This window comes from Kitasatospora sp. NBC_00374 (assembly GCF_041434935.1).
GTDB lineage: Bacteria > Actinomycetota > Actinomycetes > Streptomycetales > Streptomycetaceae > Kitasatospora.
Genome location: NZ_CP107964.1, coordinates 2,251,193 through 2,267,398, shown reverse-complemented (window position 1 = coordinate 2,267,398; position 16,206 = coordinate 2,251,193). Strand labels below are relative to the sequence as shown.

The following is a 16,206-nucleotide window of genomic DNA, read 5'->3' as shown; positions in this document are numbered from 1 at the left end:
CCGCCGGCCGGGGGCCCGGTCAGCCCAGCGCGGCGAGCTGCTCGGCGAGGGTGTCGCTGTTCTGGAAGGTCAGCCCCATCAGGGCCACGTGCTTCCAGCGCACGGAGCCGTCCCCGTCCAGGATGAAGACGGAACGGCGCAGGCCGAGCCCCGGCACCGCGATGCCGAACGCGGTGGCGACGGTGCGCTCGGTGTCGGCCAGCAGCGGGAAGGCCAGCCGGTGCTTGCGGGCGAACGCCTCGTGGCTGTCCAGGCCCTGCGGGCTGATGCCCCAGACGGTGGCGCCCAGACCCTTGAAGCGGTCGAGGTCCGAGGTGTACGAGCAGAGCTGCTTGGTGCACACGGCGGTGTCGTCGCCCGGGTAGAAGACCAGCACCAGCGGGCTGCCCTTGGCCTCGCCGAGGCGGTAGTCGCGGCGCTCGGCCACGTCCCCGTCGAGCAGCAGTCCGGGCAGGGTGAACTCGGGTGCGGCGGAACCGATCTCGGGCTGCTTGGCCATCGGAGGTCCTTCGTCGTGGGGGGCGGGGGAGCTGCGTCCGTCGGCGATGTTACCCGTCCGTAGTCGGAGCGGAAGGGCGTCCCGGCCGGGGCCGCTCTGGACGGCGCCCGGCCGCCGGGTGAGACTGGCGCGGTGACCGACCTGAGGACCCTTCGGCAGCCCAGGAGCCAGGTGCCGCTGCACAACCTGGAGGTCCCCGCGCCAGGTGTGCTGCCCTTCGCCCTGGGCTCCTTCGACACCATCGGCCCACTCTCCCGGGCGGGCTTTGCGCACCGCCACTCCTTCTACGAGCTGGTCTACGTGACCGGGGGCCGCGGCTCGCACGTCCTCGACCTGGTCGAGTGGCCGCTGGACCCGCCGCACCTGTGGGTGCTGCTGCCCGGCCAGGTGCACCACTGGGCGGACGTCTCCGGGCTGAGCGGCTGGGTGCTGCTCTTCAACGAGGACTTCCTGCTCAGGCACCCCGAGGACGTCGACCTGCTGCGGCTGCTGGCCGCCCGGCCGTGGCTGCGCCCCGACCGGGCGCAGGACCGGGCGCTCACCGGGCTGCTCGGCGAGATGCAGCGCGAGCACCGGGCAGGCGAGGCCGGCTTCCCCGGCGTGCTGCAGGCCTACCTGCACGTGCTGCTGGTCCGGGCCCTGCGGGCCTCCGCCCCGGGGCCGTCGGGGCGCCCGGCGCCGCCGCGGGCGGCGGAGCTGGCCACCCGGTTCGGCCGGCTGATCACGGACCCGGGCCGGGCCGACCGCACCGTCGGGTCCTTCGCCCGCGAGCTCGGCGTCTCGACCGGGCGGCTGCACGAGCTGGTCAAGGAGGCGACCGGCCGGACCCCGGCGCTGCTGATCCGCCAGCAGCAGACGCTGGAGGCCAAACGGCTGCTGGTGGCAACCGAGTTGACGGTCCGCCAGGTCGCGGCGCAGGCGGGTTTCCCGGACCCGTCCTACTTCTGCCGGTTCTTCCGTCGTGAAGTGGGTGTGACGCCGGGGGAGTTCCGTGCCAGGGCCGGAGGAAATCACCACGATCCCGGGGTCAGGTCCATCGACGGGTGTCCGGCCGGGCCCGTACCTTCGTAGCCGACCCCCCCCACAACGCCGCCCTGCCGGGCCCCCACCATGGCTCTCCATATGTCATGACCCTGGCAGGGCGGTCCGGCCCGTACCGAAGGAGAGCATCGACCGTGAACGCCTCGACCCCCCACGACCCGTCGGCCGACCGCCAGTTGAGCCGCAAGACGCTGCTCAGGGCGGCCGTGCTGGCCGGCGCCGCACCACTGCTGATCGGCGGCGGTGTCGCCCTCGCCCGGGACGGCGGAGCCAACCCGCCCGCCCTCACCCCCACCTGCGACGACGGCGACCACCCCACCATCGAGCAGACCGAGGGCCCGTACTTCAAGCCCGACTCCCCGCTGCGCAGCTCACTGGTGACCGCGAGCACCCCCGGCACCCGGCTGACCGTCACCGGGTACGTCTTCGGGCGGGCCTGCCGGCCGATCCCCGGTGTGCTGCTTGACTTCTGGCAGGCGGACACCAACGGCGCCTACGACAACGCCGGCTTCGCCTTCCGTGGCCACCAGTTCACCGACGCCCAGGGCGCGTTCAGCCTGACCACCATCGTGCCCGGCCTCTACCCGGGCCGCACCCGGCACATCCACGTCAAGGCCCAGGCCCCCGGACGCCCGGTGCTCACCACCCAGCTCTACTTCCCGGGCGAGCCGCGCAACAGCACGGACGGCATCTACGACCCGGCGCTGCTGATGAACGTCCGCCAGGTCGGCCCGGCCAAGGAGGGCAGCTTCGACTTCGTCCTCGACGTCGCCCAGACCCCCTCGCCTTCGCCGACCCCCACCGGCCCCGCCGGCGGCACCTGGCGGGCGGGCACCACGTACCGGGCCGGTGACCAGGTCACCTACGGCGGCGCCGCCTACCGCTGCCTCCAGGGGCACACCGCGTTCACCGGCTGGGAGCCGCCGAACGTCCCGGCCCTGTGGCAGCGGCTGTGACCCGGCCGGACGCCGGCTGAGTCGTCCGGCCGGTCCGAAGCCTGCGGGGGCCCGGGCCGGCCGGGCCCCGCAGGTAGCCCTACTGGCGGTAGGTGGCCAGGAAGCGGCCGATCCGGCTGATCGCCGTCTCCAGGTCGTCCGCGCGGGGCAGCGTGACGAAGCGGAAGTGGTCCGGGCGGGGCCAGTTGAAGCCGGTGCCCTGCACGATGTGGATCTTCTCGCGGAGCAGCAGGTCCAGCACGAACCGCTCGTCGTCGACGATCCGGTGGACCGCCGGGTCCAGCTTGGCGAAGGCGTACAGCGCCCCCTTGGGCTTGACGCAGCTGACACCGGGCAGTTCGTTGAGGGCGCGCCAGGTGACGTCCCGCTGCTCGGTGAGGCGGCCGTTCGGCAGGGTGAGGTCGTGGATCGACTGGTGGCCGCCGAGGGCGGCCTGGACGGCGTACTGGGCCGGCACGTTGGGGCACAGCCGCATGCCGGCCAGCATGGTGAGGCCCTCCAGGTAGTCCCTGGCGTGCTGCTTGGGCCCGGACACCACCAGCCAGCCGCTGCGGAACCCGGCCACCCGGTAGGCCTTGGACAGGCCGTTGAAGGTCAGGGTGACCACGTCGTCGGCGAGCGCGGCCAGGCAGTGGTGCTCGACGCCGTCGTAGAGGATCTTGTCGTAGATCTCGTCGGCCAGCACCATCAGGTTGTGCCGGCGGGCCAGTTCGAGGATGCCCTCCAGGAGCTCCTTCGGATAGACCGCGCCGGTCGGGTTGTTCGGGTTGATGACCACGATGGCCTTGGTGCGGTGGTTGATCTTCGAGGCGATGTCGGCGAGGTCCGGGTACCACTCCGCCTCCTCGTCGCACAGGTAGTGCACCGCCTTGCCGCCGGCCAGCCGGACCACCGCCGTCCAGAGCGGGAAGTCCGGTGCGGGGACCAGGACTTCGTCGCCGTCGTCGACCAGCGCCTGGACCGCCATCTGGATCAGCTCGGAGGCGCCGTTGCCGAGGTAGACGTCGTCCACCGTCACCCCGGCGACCCCGCGCTGCTGGTAGTACTGCACCACCGCGCGGCGGGCCGGCAGGATGCCCCGCGAGTCGCTGTAGCCGTGCGCGCTCCGCAGGTTGCGGACGATGTCCTGGATGATCTCCTCGGGCGCCTCGAAGCCGAACGGCGCCGGGTTGCCGGTGTTCAGCCGCAGCACCGTGTGCCCGGCCTCCTCCAGTGCGTTGGCGTGGTCGACGACCGGGCCACGGATCTCGTAGCACACGTCCTTCAGCTTGCTGGACTGGCGAAACTCCATCAGCGGCCTCCCGAACCGTCACCGCCGCGCCGGCGGCATGCTTTGTTCTACCAAGTAAGCACTTGGAAAGTCCAACCTATTGGCTATGCTGATCCACATGTCACGCCGAAGCTACGACCAGTACTGCGCCGTCGCCCGCGCCCTGGATGCGGTGGGCGAGCGCTGGAGTCTCCTGATCGTCCGCGAGCTCCTCGGCGGCCCGCGCCGCTACACGGACCTGCACGCCGACCTGCCCGGCGTCTCCACCGACATCCTGGCCGCCCGCCTCAAGCAGCTGGAGAGCGAGGGCCTGGCGGTCCGGCGCAAGCTGGAACGGCCCGCCAACGCGACGGTCTACCAGCTCACCGAACGCGGCCTGGCGCTGCGCCAGGTGGTCGAGTCACTCGCCGCCTGGGGCCTGCCGGAGCTCGGCGAACGCCGCCCCACCGACGCCGTCCGCGGCCACTGGTTCACCGGGGAGCCGGCCGAGTCCCACTGACCGTCGCCGCCGCGTGGACGGACCGGACCAGCTCCGCCGTCAGCACCGCGTGGGTGGTGCCCATGTCCGGGGCGGGATCAGCGCGCAGCGCACCCGAGTGGGTCCAGTACGCCGCCATGTGCGGGTTGGGCCGGGTCAGACGGGTGACCAGCGCCCGGCGGAAGGCGGGGGAGTCGGCGGCGCGCCCGGCGCGGGCGTGGGCGCCGACGAAGCAGTCCAGCGCGTCCGGGGCGCCGAGCCGCGCCAACTCGTAGGCCTCGCCCAGCCCTTCGTACAGCAGATGGGCGTCGTCGCAGCTACCGCCGTCGGCCGTCCGGATCGCCGCGGCGGCCGCACGGTCGGTGGCCACCGCGTGCAGCCGGGCGTACGCGAGCGCCTGCGCCGGGGTCGGCGACCCGGGCAGGTCCGGCACCGCCGCGTCGATGATCGCCGCCACCAGCCGGGGCGGCAGCCGCAGCGGCAGGACCCGGCGCCAGAACGCGGCCAGCGCGTCGGTGGCCGGCGGCGTCCGCAGCGCGTCACCGACCAGGTCGAGCGCGCCCGGCTGCTCGGCGACGGCCTCCAGCGCGGCCTGCCGCCAGCGCAGGTCGGTCAGTTGCCGCTCCACCTCGGCCCGGTGCACGGCCAGCGCCGCAGCCGCCTCCGCGTCCCCGCGCAGCACCTCGGCGACGGCGGGCAGCGGGAGACCCAGCGCCCGCAGCCGCCGTACCGTCCGCAGCCGCTCCAGCGCCGACGCGCCGTACCGGCGGTGCCCGCCCGGACTGCGCCCGGACTCCGGCAGCAGCCCCGAGTCGGAGTAGAAGCGCACCGTCTTCACACTGACCCCGGCCGCCTCGGCCAGCTCGCCGATGCCGTAGCCCCGGCCGTCCTCGTCCACCATCCGCGCACCCCCTTGCCTCCCCCAGCCTAGGACGTGCCCGGGGTGGCCGGCCCGGACTGGAACCTCCCCCCGCGGGAGGTTCTACGGTGCGTGCGGCGCCGACCGCGGCGCACGATCGGAAGGTGGTTCGACGATGACGACGTTCGTACTGGTGCCGGGCGGCTGGGGCGGGGCCTGGGTGTGGGAGGAGGTGGCCGCGGAGCTGGCGGCACGGGGGCACCGGGCGGTACCGGTCACGCTGCCGGGCCTGGCCGAGCGGGCCGGCGAGGACGGCGGGGTGGACCTCGACGCGCACACCGCGGACCTCTCGGCGGTGCTCGCCGCCGAGGGCCCGGAGGTGGTGCTGGTCGCGCACAGCTACGGGATCTTCCCGGCGATCGGCGCGGTCGACGCCGCTCCCGGCCGGGTGGCGCGGCTGGTCTTCCTCGACACGGGCATCCCCGAGGACGGGGAGTCGCTGGCCACCACCTTCCCCGACGAGGACTACCGGGCCGCGCTGGCCGGCCTCGACCCGGACGGCCGCTGCCCGGTACCGGACCGCGACCGGCTGATGCGGCCCGGCTGGGGCTCGATCGCCACGCTGACCGAACCGCAGATCGAGCGCTACCTGCGGCTGGCCACCCCGCACCCGGTCGCCGCCTTCACCGGCCGGGTCCGACTCACCGGGGCCTGGCGGACCGTGCCCACCACCGGGATCTTCTGCCTCCGCAACGGCCTCAGCCTCGACGTGGCCCGGATGCTGCACGGCACCGGCGACCCGCGCTTCGCCAAGCTCGCCGAGCCCGACACCACCTTCTTCGAGCTCGCCACCGGCCACTACCCGATGCTGGAGGACCCGACCGCCCTGACCGACGCCCTGACCGAGGCCGCCACGGGCGGCGGCGCCCGCCTCCACCCCGCCGCTACCGACCGGTAGGCCGCCTGCGGGGGCGGCCGGGCGTGCGCGTAGCATCGACGGGCCATGGAGAACTACGCCACCGCCACCGTGTACCGCAGCTACGTCGCCGTCGGGGACTCCTTCACCGAAGGCATGTGCGACGAGCTGCTCCCCGACGGCCACTTCCGGGGCTGGGCCGACCGGGTCGCCGACGCCCTGGCCGCAGAACGGCCGGACGAGGAGTTCCACTACGCCAACCTCGCCGTCCGGGGCAAGCTGATCGGCCAGATCTGCGCCGACCAGATCGGCCCGGCCGCCGCGGCCGGCGCCGACCTGGTCACCCTGGCCGGCGGACTGAACGACGTGCTGCGCCCCGGCTGCGACATCGCCGAGGTCGAACGGCAGCTCGGCCGGGCGGCCCGCGAACTGCTGGCCGGGGGCGGCACGGTGGTGATGTTCACCAGCACCGACCCGGTCCGCCGGCTGGCGGGCGGCGCCCGGCTGCTCCCGGCGATCCTGCGGATGAAGGCCTTCGTCGAGTCGATCGCGGCCGAGCACCCGGGCCGGGTCGCCGTGGTGGACCTCTTCTCCGCCCCCTGCTTCGACGACCGCCGGCTCTGGGACGAGGACCGCCTCCACCTCTCCCCGGAGGGCCACCGCCGGGTCGCCACCGCCGTCCTGGAAGCCCTCGGCCGCCCCGCCGACCACGACTGGCGCTCCCCCCTGCCCCCGGCCGCCCCGCGCGGCCGCACCGAGAAGCTCCGCACCGACCTGCGCTGGCTGCGCCTGCACCTGGGCCCGTGGATCGGCCGCCGCCTCACCGGCCGCTCCTCCGGCGACGGCCGCGCCCCGAAGCGGCCCGAACTGCTGCCCTACCGGGGCCGGTAGAGCCGCTCTCCCGCCCGCCGGGGGCTGTGGCGGGCCGGTGAACTATGCCCAGGAGTCCAGTGACACGTCAGGACCGCCTGCAAGATAACGGGAGAGCGCGCTCGCAGTCGTGGGGACGAAGTCTTCGGGGACGGCATCGGTGGAGACCCACCTGACCTGGGCGTGTTTCTCCGGCTCGGCGTTGACAGGGTCACCCGACCAGGTGTGGGCGGCGAAGACGACCGTCAAGAATCCGTTCGGGGCCTCCACACCTCGTGCGCCGTGGATGACGTGAGCCAGTCGGAGGGCTTCAGGGGCGACGGTCAGGCCGGTCTCCTCCTTGAGCTCTCGGACTGCGGTCTCTGTGATGGGCTCTCCGGGCTCGTTCTTGCCGACGGGGAGATCCCACATGCCTTGGGCGAACTTGGCCTGCGGACCACGCTGCAGGAGGACGACGCGGTTCGTCTCGCGGTCGTGCAGGATCACTGCCGCGACCAGGAGGGTCATCGCGTCGGTAGCGGGTTCGGGGGCTTCGGTTGCGTCGACGGTCTCCGGCTCTGCCATGGCAGTCCCTTCATGGACGAGGTGATGTCAGATCAGGGCGTCTCGGGCTCGACGTTCCAGCTCGGCCGCCCCTGGAACTCCGCGTCCACGGTAGATCGCCAGGCTGGGTCTGATGGAGGAGACGGCCTTTCTGGTGCGGTCCGAGGACATACCTTCCATGAGGTCCATGGCCTGGCTCCAGGTCGCAATGGCCTCGTCGGCGCGCGTCTGCGCAGCGAGGCTGTCTCCGAGGTCGGCGTACGTGAGCACGTGGACGCGTCGGTATTTCTCGGCGTCCCAGCGGACGAGAGCGGCCCGGTGTTGTTGCTCGGTGCCGACGTGATCGGAGAGGTCCGTGAGGGTCCTGGCGGTGTGGCTGGCGACGGTACCGGCGGCGGGTCCGCTGACCAGGGAGAAGCTGGGCTGCGGTTCGGTGTGCCTCGTCAGGGCATCTTCGGCGGCAAGGAGGGCTTTCGCGGCGGCTGTCTTTTCTCCGGTGGCTGCGTACGCGCGAGCGTGGGTGATGTGCAGCAGGGCTTCGGTCTGGCCGTCGACGTGGCCGAGGCTCCGGCCGAGTGCGTTTTCGATGAGATCGACGCAGTGGTGAGGCTGCTTCAGGCTCAGGGCTTGGTGGGCAAGTGCCCGCATCATCCAGCCGGCATGGCCCTTCGGATCCGCCTCGCAAGCGAGCTGGTAACCCACCTGGTAGTAGTGCTGGGCAGCGCCTTCCTGGCCTAGGTCGTGGTGTTTCCAACCTGCGAGGTAGGCGAGTTCGGCGACCGCGCCGAAGGCTTGTCGCCGGACCTTCTCACTCGGAAAGCGCCCGCTGAGCATCGGCGCGGCGGTGTCGGCAAGATAAGCAGTCACGGTGGTGAGACCGTGGCCGCCCCCAAGGCGTTCGTCTGCCGCGCTGAAGACGGCGGTGATCTGACGGACAACCTCGACCTCTGCCTCACCCGCCAGGCTCACACCTGCGCGCGCTCGCAGGAGGCGGGAGACGGCTTCGTGGTCGTAGCTCAGGGGCATCGCAACCCCGGCGGCGGTGAACGCCGCGACGGCGAGGAAGCGCCGGCGGTCGACGTCGGCGCGGCCCAGGTTTGTGGCGGCGAGCACTGGGTCGGCGCTGGCGGCAAGGGACTCCTCGGCTGCCGCGAGGCCGATCTCGACGAGGGTGACCGATCGTCCCGCCCGGCGGGACAGGGCTTCAGCAAGGTATTGGCCGACCTGGCCTGAGGGGCGGGCTCCGTCGATCCAGTGGGCGACGGCCGACTTGTTGGTACGCAGAGTCTCGCCGTTCTCGGCAGCTACCCGGCGGACGGCGGACGCGAGGGCCTCGTAGGTCCAGTTGGTTGCTGAGATCGCATCCCGAAGCCTGTCATTGGGTTCCTTCTGCGCGGCCACGATCCCCCGATCCGGGCTGTAAACCTCGTATACCACTCTGTGTGGTCACCACCGTACCGTTGGTGAGCGCTTCGCGGTTGACTAATCATCAGTCGCCCAAGCGCCGGGACAACTCGGCTGCAGATGCCTCTTCCTGCGCCTGGGTGGCTTCAGATCCGGGGCTCAGCTTCCTGTGCGTCACGGAACCACACCCACACGCCGAGGAGACCGCTATGCCTGCCGCATGGTTCGTTGTTCCCGCCAGTCCCTCGATCGTCGCTCCCCTACGCCGCAGGGTGTTGGCCGCCCTCCGTGCTTGGGGGATACGGCTCGACGAGGAGACGGCGGGCGATGTCGCGGTAGTGGTCTCCGAGTTGGTAACGAACTCGGTGATCCACGCTGGTGGGGATCTCGTGACCATCGCGGTTCACGCCAGCCGCGACCGTCTGCTCATCGAGGTGTACGACGCCAGTCCTCAAGTCCCGGCACCTGGTGTCGCCGACAGGGAGGACACCAGCGGGCGCGGTCTCTTCCTGGTGGAGGCGCTCGCCCGATGCCATGGCAGCAGCCCCACCCCGCGCGGCAAGAAGGCCTGGGCCGAGCTGAACATCAGCCCGCGGCCGGCGCCGAGCGGCGGGCCGTCTGAGCCTGCGCTCACGGCCGAACATCGCCGCGCCGGTCTGGCCCGCACGATCTGATCGGGCAATCCAACCGAACAAAACGTCCCTCCCGCCCGACCGAGGCCGGGGAGGGATCGACGCCGCTGGCTCCGACGAGACTGGCCCGTGGTGTCGGGGACCCCTGCAGCACAGCTCACGCCGATCTCCAGACGAGCGGCGCAGGCACCTGCAGGCGCGGTGATGGCGCCCGTTCCCACTGGGCAACTCGTGCCGCAAATACCACCGGAGCCCGGCAACCGGCCAGGCTCCACGTACCCGAAGGAGGGCGCAATGCCCGAGAACCTCAGCACCAGCACCGAGCTGGAGGGCGACGGCCTGCTCGTCTCCCGCACCAAGGTCGCCGCGGCCCGCTCGCGCGGCGAGCAGCCCTCGGACGGCGGCTCCACCGGCCGTACCGACACCAACGACTGACGGCTGCCCCAATGACCGCCGAGCAGTTCTCGGTGGTTGAGCGTCTGGGCGGGGATGACTTCCTCGCCCGGACGCTCGGCCGCAGCTTCAAGGTCGCACGCGGCGATGCCGTGTCACTCACCGAACTGATGAACTGGGATGACCTCAACGCCATCCTGACCCATCACCGGTTCGAACCCCCTCGCTTCCGACTCGCCGCCGGTGGGGAGCAGGTGCCGGCGCACATGTACTCGCGCCCCATCGTCACCCGGCGAAGCACAGTCTGGAACCAGCTCCAGCCCGCCGAGCTGCACAAGCGGCTCGCCGAAGGAGCCACGCTGGTCCTGGACGCCGTCGACGAACTCCACCCCGGAATCGGCGCTCTGGCCGGTCAACTGGAGCGCTGGCTGCGAACCGGCGTGCAGGTCAACCTGTACGCCTCCTGGACCAGTACCGAGGGATTCGGCGTCCACTGGGACGATCACGACGTGGTGGTCGTCCAGCTCGACGGCGCGAAGCGCTGGCGCATCTATGGACCGACCCGTACCGCGCCCATGCACCGCGATGTCGACATGCCCGCGCCGCCGCAGGAGAAGCCCGTCGCCGACCTGGTGCTGACCGCCGGCGACGTGCTCTACCTGCCTCGGGGCTGGTGGCACGCCGTCGCTGCCTCGGAGGGCCAGCACTCGCTGCACGTCACGTGCGGACTGCAGAGCACCACGGGTGCCGACCTGGTCACCTGGCTGTCGGAGATCCTGCGCGCTCACGAGGCCGTCCGGGCGGACATCCCGCGCTTCGGCACCGCCGAGGAGCAGCGGGCCTTCCTCGACACCATCGGCAAACTCGTCGCCGCCGAGTTGGAGAGCGCGGACCTGATCACACGGTTCTCCTCAGCCCGCGACGCCACTGAGCGGGCCAGGCTCGTTCCGTCTCTGCCGCACATCACGGCGGCTCCGCCAGAAGCGGACCTGCGGGTGCGTCTCGTCACCACGCGGCCCTCGCTCGCGGCTGGACCAGAGGGCGCCGTCCGGTTGACCGCCGGCGGCGAGCAGTGGACGTTCGCGGCCAAGGCCGAGCCACTCCTCGCGCTCCTCGCCGACGGGAGAAGCCACCGGCTCGCCGATCTCGCGCAGGCCGCAGACATCACCCTCGCGCAGGTGGCCGGCCTCGTAACGGAGCTGGTCGACGGCCAGGTCGCCGCGATCGGGGGTTGGCAATGACCGCTCGGCTTGCTCTCGGCACCTACCGCTGTCTCGACGTGGCCGAGGCCGCATTGATGGCCGCCTCCAACGGCGCCGACTGGGTGGACACAGCACCCAACTACGAGAGCGGCCGGGCTGAGACGTCGCTCGCCCCCGTCCTGGCCGCCTACCAGTACCTACGGGTCTCCACCAAGGTCGGTTTCGTCCCGCCCAGCGCCAAGCGCACCGGCGTGCGTGCCAGGGCACTGTCCGCCGATGATGCCGAGCGCGGACACTGCCTCGCTCCGGACTACATCTCCTGGCAGGTCGCGCGCAGCAAGCGCATGCTCGACCGCACACCCGATCTGGTGTTCCTGCACAACCCGGAACACGGCTGCCACGAGAGCGAGATCGCCGACCGGCTCTACACCGCCTTCCTGGCCCTCGAGGAGGCGTGCAACCAACGCGCCGTCAGGGCCTACGGGGTGGCGACCTGGCGGGGCTTCAGCAGTCGTCTCTTCGACGTGCCAGCCCTGCTCGAACTCGCGACCAAGGCCGGCGGCCGGCAGCACCACCTGCGAGCCGTCCAGCTCCCCGTTTCCCTCGTCCACCTCGCACCGGTCGCCCAAGCCCTCAACGGGCACGGCGTGCTGACCGAGGCCCCGCAAGCAGGACTGGAGGTGTTCGCCTCCGCCCCACTGCACGGGGGCGAGCTCCCCGGAATGGTCAGCCGCGAGCTGTCCGACCTGATCAGCCCTGGCATCACACCCGCACAGGCAGCCCTGGCCGTCGTCGCCTCAGCCCCCGGGGTCAAGCGCGTACTCCTGTCGACGGGAAACCCGGAACACTGGAGGCAGGCCGCCGCCGCCCTCGCTCGGCCCCCATTGTCTCCGGACGCGCTGCAAAGGATCACGGATGTACTCGGAACCTGAGCCGGAGATTGCCGGGCGGATGCGCGGGATGCACATCTTCGCGGCAGTGGCGCTCGACGCGACGCCGATCGGCTCGCGTGAAGCATGGGGCTGGCGCGGACGTACGCTCGGCCGCCCGGTTGCCACGTCGTCCGGTGACGGCTGGCTCCGGGTGGTGTCCGCCCCGGCTCACAGGGCCGGCGGCAGGCTCTGGACCGGACCGCAGGAGGCCGAGCGCTCGATGCCTTCTGCGGTGCCCCGCCCACGCCTTCGGGGGCGGCGGACCTGGACCGAGGGCGAGTACGGCTACCTGGCGGAGCTGTACGACAAGGCCACCCACCCCACCGTCACCAGTCACGAGCCCGTCCTGCAGGCGGCGCCGGACCTGGACGACGCCTGGTGGGACGGCCTCAGCACCGCACTCGACGCCATCGCCGCCGTGCCCAGTGACCGGGTGGCCGTCCGCCAGGCATACCTGGACAGAGCCATGCCGAAGTACCTGGGCATCGCCGTCGACACCGCCGCCCCCGCCTGGTCCACCGCCCACGGTGACCTGCACTGGGCCAACCTCACCCGTCCCCGGCTCGCCATCCTCGACTGGGAAGGCTGGGGCGCCGCACCCGCCGGCTACGACGCCGCCCTCCTGTACGCCTACAGCCTCCTCGTCCCCGAAACCGCCGCCCGGATCCGCGAGCGTCTCGGGTACCTCCTCGACAGCCGCAGCGGACGGTTCGCCGAGCTGGTTGTCATCACCGAGCTGCTGCAGTCCACCACCCGGGGCGACAACCTCGAACTGGAGGGAGCCCTGCGGACCCGGCTCGGAGAACTCGCCGGATGAGCCTGCCGCCCAGGTCGGGCCGGAGGCCGGAGCGACGACACCCCGGGCGGTGGGTGTCAGGAGGCCCACGGTGGGGCGATCACCGAGCCGTCGGGCAGGGTGGCCGTCAGGCCGGTGCTGGTGGTGACCCAGAGGGTGGCGGGGTGGTCGGTGGTGTGGATGCACAGCCGGGTGCCCGCGGGGGCGACGGCGGTGTCGCCGGGGGTGAGGACGGCCTGCGCGCCGTCGAGGGCGAGGACCGGTGCGCCGGTGAGGACGAGGAACACCTCCTCCCGGGAGACGGTGTGCTCCACCCCGGTGGTTCCGGCGTCCAGTTCCACGCGCCAGGCGCTGAGTTCGGTGCTCCCGGTGGCGGTGGACGCGTACGAGACGAAGCGGGCCCCGTGGGTCTCGTGGATGGTGGGCTCGGTGGATCGGATGATCGGCACGGCGGTCTCCTCGCGACATGAAAGACAAGTAACTTGACTATATGGTCAAGCGGATTGACGAATATGTCAACCCGGTGGAATCCCGACTGGCAGACTTCTGCCATGGACCAGACCGTCGCCCTCAGCCTTCCGCCGCTGCTCCTGGGCCTCGCGGCCGACCTCGTGCGCAGCATCGACGAGGGCGTCCGGGCCCGTGGCTTCGAGGACCTGCGGCCCGCGCACGGCTACGCCTTCGCCCGGCTCGCCCCGGCCGGGGCGAGCGTCGGCGAGCTGGCCGAGCACCTGGGCGTGACCAAGCAGGCGGCCAGCCAGATGGTGGAGGAACTGGTCCGCAAGGGGTACGTGGAACGGCGGCCGCATCCGGACGACGCCCGGGCCCGGCTCGTCGTGCTGACCGAGCGCGGCCGGGCCTGCACCCGCGCGGCCGAAGAGGCCTCGGCCGAGGCCGTCCGGCCGTGGGCCGGTGTGCTCGGCGAGCAGCGCCTGCGCGAGCTGCGCGACGACCTGCTGAGGCTGGCGCCGTCCGGGCGGCTGCGGCCGGTCTGGTAGCCGCCCGGCCGCGGCGGGCGGGGGATCAGCCGCGGACGTACCCGGAGCGGAACAGCGCCAGCACCTCGGCGTCGCCGAAGACTTCCAGGCTCTCCTGGCCGCGCCGGTTCCACAGCCACAGCAGCAGGTCGGAGGCGGTGCCGCGGACGGCGGCTGCGCCCTTGCCGTGCTCCGCCACCACCTGCCAGGCGCCGTCGTCGGCCGGGCGGACCGTCCACTCGCCGTCCCCGTCCGTGGCGTGCAGGTGCACCCCGGCCGCCGGCAGCCCGGCGGGGACGGTCCGCGCGCCGAACAGCGTGAGGAACTCGTCGATGCCGTCCACCGCCAGGGCCCGGTCGACCGGCTCGGTCCGCCCCGCCGCGAGCAGCGCGTCCTGGCAGTGCACGGCCGTCTCCTGGGCCATCCGGCGCTGGATGAAGCCGGCGTCCCGGCGCGGTGCCCAGCTCCAGCGCGGCTCGGTCGGCTCCAGCTGTTCCAGGACGGCCGCGAGCTGCTCCAGCCGTTCGCCGAACCAGGACTCCAGCCGGTCGTCGGCGGGCCGCGCGGGCTCCTCGTACTTCTCCGGGTCGGTCAGCTCGCCGGAGGCGATCAGGGACCAGAACGCGTACACCTCGCCGGTGTGGACGAGCAGGTCGGCGACGTTCCAGCCCGGGCAGCTGGGCACGGGCCGGGCGAGCGAGCCGGCCGCGGCCGAGGCCAGCCGGGCGCCCTCGGAACGGAGGGCGGACACGTAGTCGGATCGGTTCATGCGCCCGACCGTAGTCCGCCGGGGTGGGTACGGACGAGGGGAATTCCGGGACCGGACTCCGGCGCCGTGGGACCGGGGCGCCACGCGCTCCGGGAAGCTGCACGGCGGACCCTCAGCCGAAGAGCAACTCCCGGTCCTCGCCGAGGTGTTCCCGGAGTGTGGCGAGCGCGCGCATGCTCTGGGACTTCACCACCGAGGGCTTGACGCCGAGGATCTCCGCGGTGACCGCCACGCTGTGGTCCTCCCAGTAGCGCAGCAGGACGATCGCACGGCTGCGGCGGGGCAGCAGGGCGAGCGCGCCGAGCAGCGTCAGCCGGACGTCGGTCGGGTCCGCCGCCCGGGCGGCCTCGGGCAGCTGGTCGGCCGTCAGTTCGCTGCTGCTGCGCCGGCGCCGGTGGTCGATCAGTGCGTTGAGCAGGATCTTGCGGGCGTAGATGAACGGGTCGCCGTCCCCGCGGTTGACCCGGTTCCAGGCGACGTACATCTTGGTGAGCGTGGTCTGCGTCAGGTCCTGGGCGAGGTGCCAGTCGCGGCACATCAGGTAGGCGATCTGGCGCAGGCGCAGCGCGGCTGCCTCGGCGAATGCGGTGAACTCGGCGTCGTCGCGCACCGTTCGGTCCCCCCGGTCGGGTGTTGGTTCCTGAGATCTGGTGCCGCGGTCCGCGCGCGGCGCGGGGCGGCGGTGGCCGTGGCGGTGCGTCAGCGGAAGGACGGCAGCGCGGGGAAGCGCTTGTCGGCCACCTGGACGAAGTCCGGGTCCATCCGGGCGCCGATCGACGGGTCGCCGGCCAGTTCCACCGCCTGGTCGACGGTCAGCGCCGGGACGCCGGGCGGGTTGGCGGTGCCGTCCCAGGCGAGGCAGGTGCCGAGGACGACGTGGACGGTCGTGCCGTCCTCACGCGCGCTGATCACCGAGGTGCTGGAGAGGCAGTTGCCCTCGACGTCGGTGTCCACGATCGTCGACTGGCCGCGGCGGTCGGCGAAGCAGGTGCGCCGCTCGGCGGAGCCCGGCTTGGACGGGCTGCCGCAGGCCGAGAGGTCGGCGGGCGAGGTGCCGACGAAGACCCGGATCAGACCGGCGCCGCGGCCGGTGTTCAGATAGACCTGGGCGCCCAGGACCGGAGGGTTCACCGCGTAGTGGTCGGTCTTCCCGACCGGCAGCGCGTCGAGGACGGCGGCGAGTACGGCGGTGGCGGTGACGTTCACCGGCTGGACGACGGGCTCCTCGGTCGGCGGGCCGCCGGACGCGTCGGCGTCCGGTCCGGCTGCCGCTCCGGTCGGAGGGGCGGTCGCGGGGGCGGTCGGCGGTGCAACCGTCGGGCCGGTGGACGTCCCGCCGGCCGCGACCGGCGGGGTGTGCACCCGCCCCGCTCCCAGCGGGCCGAGCAGCAGGGCGGTGACGGCGGCGACGGCGACGACCGACCCGGCGGCCGCACCGACCACTCTGTTCCGGCGGACCCTGCTGCGGCCGCGGCGCGCGGCCGTACCCACCAGGTCTCCCAGCGGCGGTTCGGCGAGCCCGGACAGCTCCTCGTTCAGGCTGTCGCGGAAGTCCTCGATCACAGCTGCTTCCTCCGGTGTCCCCGCGCGGCTCTCGTGCACGGTCCTGGCGCGACCCGCTTCGGTACGGGTCCCGCCCACTCCATACGGGACGGGCGGCCGGTCCGGT

Annotated in this window: 19 protein-coding genes and 1 pseudogene; 11 read left to right on the top strand and 9 right to left on the bottom strand. The window is 72.5% G+C overall.

Features of this window, described 5'->3' with window-relative positions:
• Nucleotides 1-19: 19 nt before the first annotated feature.
• Nucleotides 20-499, bottom strand: coding sequence for a peroxiredoxin (locus OG871_RS10160; RefSeq protein ID WP_371496100.1), 480 nt, complete (start codon nt 497-499; stop codon nt 20-22).
• A 132-nt stretch (nt 500-631) separates the two neighbouring features.
• On the opposite strand from OG871_RS10160, the gene OG871_RS10155 reads away from it, so the two are divergent.
• Together OG871_RS10155 and OG871_RS10150 are read left to right on the top strand one after the other, a co-directional pair.
• Nucleotides 632-1,570 (top strand): AraC family transcriptional regulator, encoded by a 939-nt coding sequence (locus tag OG871_RS10155; protein ID WP_371496098.1) that lies wholly within the window; start codon nt 632-634, stop codon nt 1,568-1,570.
• 56 nt (nt 1,571-1,626) lie between these two features.
• Nucleotides 1,627-2,496, top strand: coding sequence for a carbohydrate-binding protein (locus tag OG871_RS10150; protein ID WP_371496095.1), 870 nt, complete (start codon nt 1,627-1,629; stop codon nt 2,494-2,496).
• A gap of 79 nt (nt 2,497-2,575) precedes the next feature.
• Here the strand turns inward: OG871_RS10150 and OG871_RS10145 are convergent, their stop codons facing one another.
• Nucleotides 2,576-3,787: a pyridoxal phosphate-dependent aminotransferase gene (locus tag OG871_RS10145; RefSeq protein WP_371496093.1), complete on the bottom strand. Its 1,212-nt coding sequence runs from the start codon at nt 3,785-3,787 to the stop codon at nt 2,576-2,578.
• Nucleotides 3,788-3,884: 97 nt separating this feature from the next.
• Between OG871_RS10145 and OG871_RS10140 the strand changes: the two are divergent.
• Nucleotides 3,885-4,238, top strand: a pseudogene (locus OG871_RS10140) (winged helix-turn-helix transcriptional regulator); the annotation flags it as partial.
• Here OG871_RS10140 and OG871_RS10135 read toward each other — a convergent pair.
• The gene (locus tag OG871_RS10135; RefSeq protein ID WP_371496091.1) at nt 4,237-5,145 is read right to left on the bottom strand and encodes a MerR family transcriptional regulator; all 909 of its coding nucleotides are present in this window, start codon (nt 5,143-5,145) and stop codon (nt 4,237-4,239) included. The pseudogene OG871_RS10140 and the gene OG871_RS10135 overlap by 2 nt on opposite strands.
• Before the next feature lie 133 nt (nt 5,146-5,278).
• Between OG871_RS10135 and OG871_RS10130 the strand changes: the two genes are divergently transcribed.
• A complete protein-coding gene (locus OG871_RS10130) occupies nt 5,279-6,061 on the top strand; it encodes an alpha/beta fold hydrolase (protein WP_371496089.1) in 783 nt (260 codons plus the stop codon).
• Nucleotides 6,062-6,106: 45 nt separating this feature from the next.
• Nucleotides 6,107-6,910: an SGNH/GDSL hydrolase family protein gene (locus OG871_RS10125; RefSeq protein WP_371496087.1), complete on the top strand. Its 804-nt coding sequence runs from the start codon at nt 6,107-6,109 to the stop codon at nt 6,908-6,910.
• 42 nt (nt 6,911-6,952) lie between these two features.
• On the opposite strand, the gene OG871_RS10120 is transcribed toward OG871_RS10125, so the two are convergent.
• Together OG871_RS10120 and OG871_RS10115 are read right to left on the bottom strand one after the other, a co-directional pair.
• The gene (locus OG871_RS10120; protein WP_371496085.1) at nt 6,953-7,453 is read right to left on the bottom strand and encodes an NUDIX domain-containing protein; all 501 of its coding nucleotides are present in this window, start codon (nt 7,451-7,453) and stop codon (nt 6,953-6,955) included.
• Between the two features lie 27 nt (nt 7,454-7,480).
• Nucleotides 7,481-8,833, bottom strand: a complete 1,353-nt coding sequence (locus tag OG871_RS10115) for a tetratricopeptide repeat protein (protein ID WP_371496083.1) — start codon at nt 8,831-8,833, stop codon at nt 7,481-7,483.
• 212 nt (nt 8,834-9,045) lie between these two features.
• Between OG871_RS10115 and OG871_RS10110 the strand changes: the two genes are divergently transcribed.
• The 5 genes from OG871_RS10110 (at nt 9,046) to OG871_RS10090 (ending at nt 12,812) form a co-directional block, all read left to right on the top strand.
• A complete protein-coding gene (locus OG871_RS10110; protein ID WP_371496082.1) occupies nt 9,046-9,510 on the top strand; it encodes an ATP-binding protein in 465 nt (154 codons plus the stop codon).
• A gap of 252 nt (nt 9,511-9,762) precedes the next feature.
• Nucleotides 9,763-9,903: a hypothetical protein gene (locus OG871_RS10105; RefSeq protein ID WP_371496080.1), complete on the top strand. Its 141-nt coding sequence runs from the start codon at nt 9,763-9,765 to the stop codon at nt 9,901-9,903.
• Between the two features lie 11 nt (nt 9,904-9,914).
• The gene (locus tag OG871_RS10100; RefSeq protein ID WP_371496078.1) at nt 9,915-11,102 is read left to right on the top strand and encodes a cupin domain-containing protein; all 1,188 of its coding nucleotides are present in this window, start codon (nt 9,915-9,917) and stop codon (nt 11,100-11,102) included.
• The gene (locus tag OG871_RS10095; RefSeq protein WP_371496076.1) at nt 11,099-11,995 is read left to right on the top strand and encodes an aldo/keto reductase; all 897 of its coding nucleotides are present in this window, start codon (nt 11,099-11,101) and stop codon (nt 11,993-11,995) included. The genes OG871_RS10100 and OG871_RS10095 overlap by 4 nt, the downstream gene beginning before the upstream one ends.
• The gene (locus OG871_RS10090) at nt 11,979-12,812 is read left to right on the top strand and encodes a hypothetical protein (RefSeq protein WP_371496075.1); all 834 of its coding nucleotides are present in this window, start codon (nt 11,979-11,981) and stop codon (nt 12,810-12,812) included. Before OG871_RS10095 ends, OG871_RS10090 begins: the two co-directional genes overlap by 17 nt.
• 56 nt (nt 12,813-12,868) lie before the next feature.
• Here the strand turns inward: OG871_RS10090 and OG871_RS10085 are convergent, their stop codons facing one another.
• Entirely contained in the window at nt 12,869-13,240 is a 372-nt protein-coding gene (locus tag OG871_RS10085) for a cupin domain-containing protein (protein ID WP_371496073.1), read from the bottom strand.
• A 102-nt stretch (nt 13,241-13,342) separates the two neighbouring features.
• Between OG871_RS10085 and OG871_RS10080 the strand changes: the two genes are divergently transcribed.
• Nucleotides 13,343-13,789: a MarR family winged helix-turn-helix transcriptional regulator gene (locus tag OG871_RS10080; protein WP_371496071.1), complete on the top strand. Its 447-nt coding sequence runs from the start codon at nt 13,343-13,345 to the stop codon at nt 13,787-13,789.
• Nucleotides 13,790-13,814: 25 nt separating this feature from the next.
• On the opposite strand, the gene OG871_RS10075 is transcribed toward OG871_RS10080, so the two are convergent.
• The 3 genes from OG871_RS10075 to OG871_RS10065 form a co-directional block, all read right to left on the bottom strand.
• A complete protein-coding gene (locus OG871_RS10075) occupies nt 13,815-14,537 on the bottom strand; it encodes a maleylpyruvate isomerase family mycothiol-dependent enzyme (protein ID WP_371496069.1) in 723 nt (240 codons plus the stop codon).
• A gap of 112 nt (nt 14,538-14,649) precedes the next feature.
• Nucleotides 14,650-15,147: a sigma-70 family RNA polymerase sigma factor gene (locus OG871_RS10070; RefSeq protein WP_371496067.1), complete on the bottom strand. Its 498-nt coding sequence runs from the start codon at nt 15,145-15,147 to the stop codon at nt 14,650-14,652.
• 89 nt (nt 15,148-15,236) lie between these two features.
• Nucleotides 15,237-16,100: a hypothetical protein gene (locus OG871_RS10065; RefSeq protein ID WP_371496065.1), complete on the bottom strand. Its 864-nt coding sequence runs from the start codon at nt 16,098-16,100 to the stop codon at nt 15,237-15,239.
• Between the last annotated feature and the right edge of the window lie 106 nt (nt 16,101-16,206).

What these genes read in the sequence shown, in the direction of transcription:
- OG871_RS10160 (WP_371496100.1), bottom strand. Translation starts at nt 499, where the DNA reads ATGGCCAAGCAGCCCGAGATCGGTTCCGCCGCACCCGAGTTCACCCTG.
- OG871_RS10150 (WP_371496095.1), top strand. Translation starts at nt 1,627, where the DNA reads ATGACCCTGGCAGGGCGGTCCGGCCCGTACCGAAGGAGAGCATCGACC.
- OG871_RS10145 (WP_371496093.1), bottom strand. Translation starts at nt 3,787, where the DNA reads ATGGAGTTTCGCCAGTCCAGCAAGCTGAAGGACGTGTGCTACGAGATC.
- OG871_RS10135 (WP_371496091.1), bottom strand. Translation starts at nt 5,145, where the DNA reads ATGGTGGACGAGGACGGCCGGGGCTACGGCATCGGCGAGCTGGCCGAG.
- OG871_RS10130 (WP_371496089.1), top strand. Translation starts at nt 5,279, where the DNA reads ATGACGACGTTCGTACTGGTGCCGGGCGGCTGGGGCGGGGCCTGGGTG.
- OG871_RS10125 (WP_371496087.1), top strand. Translation starts at nt 6,107, where the DNA reads ATGGAGAACTACGCCACCGCCACCGTGTACCGCAGCTACGTCGCCGTC.
- OG871_RS10120 (WP_371496085.1), bottom strand. Translation starts at nt 7,453, where the DNA reads ATGGCAGAGCCGGAGACCGTCGACGCAACCGAAGCCCCCGAACCCGCT.
- OG871_RS10110 (WP_371496082.1), top strand. Translation starts at nt 9,046, where the DNA reads ATGCCTGCCGCATGGTTCGTTGTTCCCGCCAGTCCCTCGATCGTCGCT.
- OG871_RS10105 (WP_371496080.1), top strand. Translation starts at nt 9,763, where the DNA reads ATGCCCGAGAACCTCAGCACCAGCACCGAGCTGGAGGGCGACGGCCTG.
- OG871_RS10100 (WP_371496078.1), top strand. Translation starts at nt 9,915, where the DNA reads ATGACCGCCGAGCAGTTCTCGGTGGTTGAGCGTCTGGGCGGGGATGAC.
- OG871_RS10095 (WP_371496076.1), top strand. Translation starts at nt 11,099, where the DNA reads ATGACCGCTCGGCTTGCTCTCGGCACCTACCGCTGTCTCGACGTGGCC.
- OG871_RS10090 (WP_371496075.1), top strand. Translation starts at nt 11,979, where the DNA reads ATGTACTCGGAACCTGAGCCGGAGATTGCCGGGCGGATGCGCGGGATG.
- OG871_RS10080 (WP_371496071.1), top strand. Translation starts at nt 13,343, where the DNA reads ATGGACCAGACCGTCGCCCTCAGCCTTCCGCCGCTGCTCCTGGGCCTC.
- OG871_RS10075 (WP_371496069.1), bottom strand. Translation starts at nt 14,537, where the DNA reads ATGAACCGATCCGACTACGTGTCCGCCCTCCGTTCCGAGGGCGCCCGG.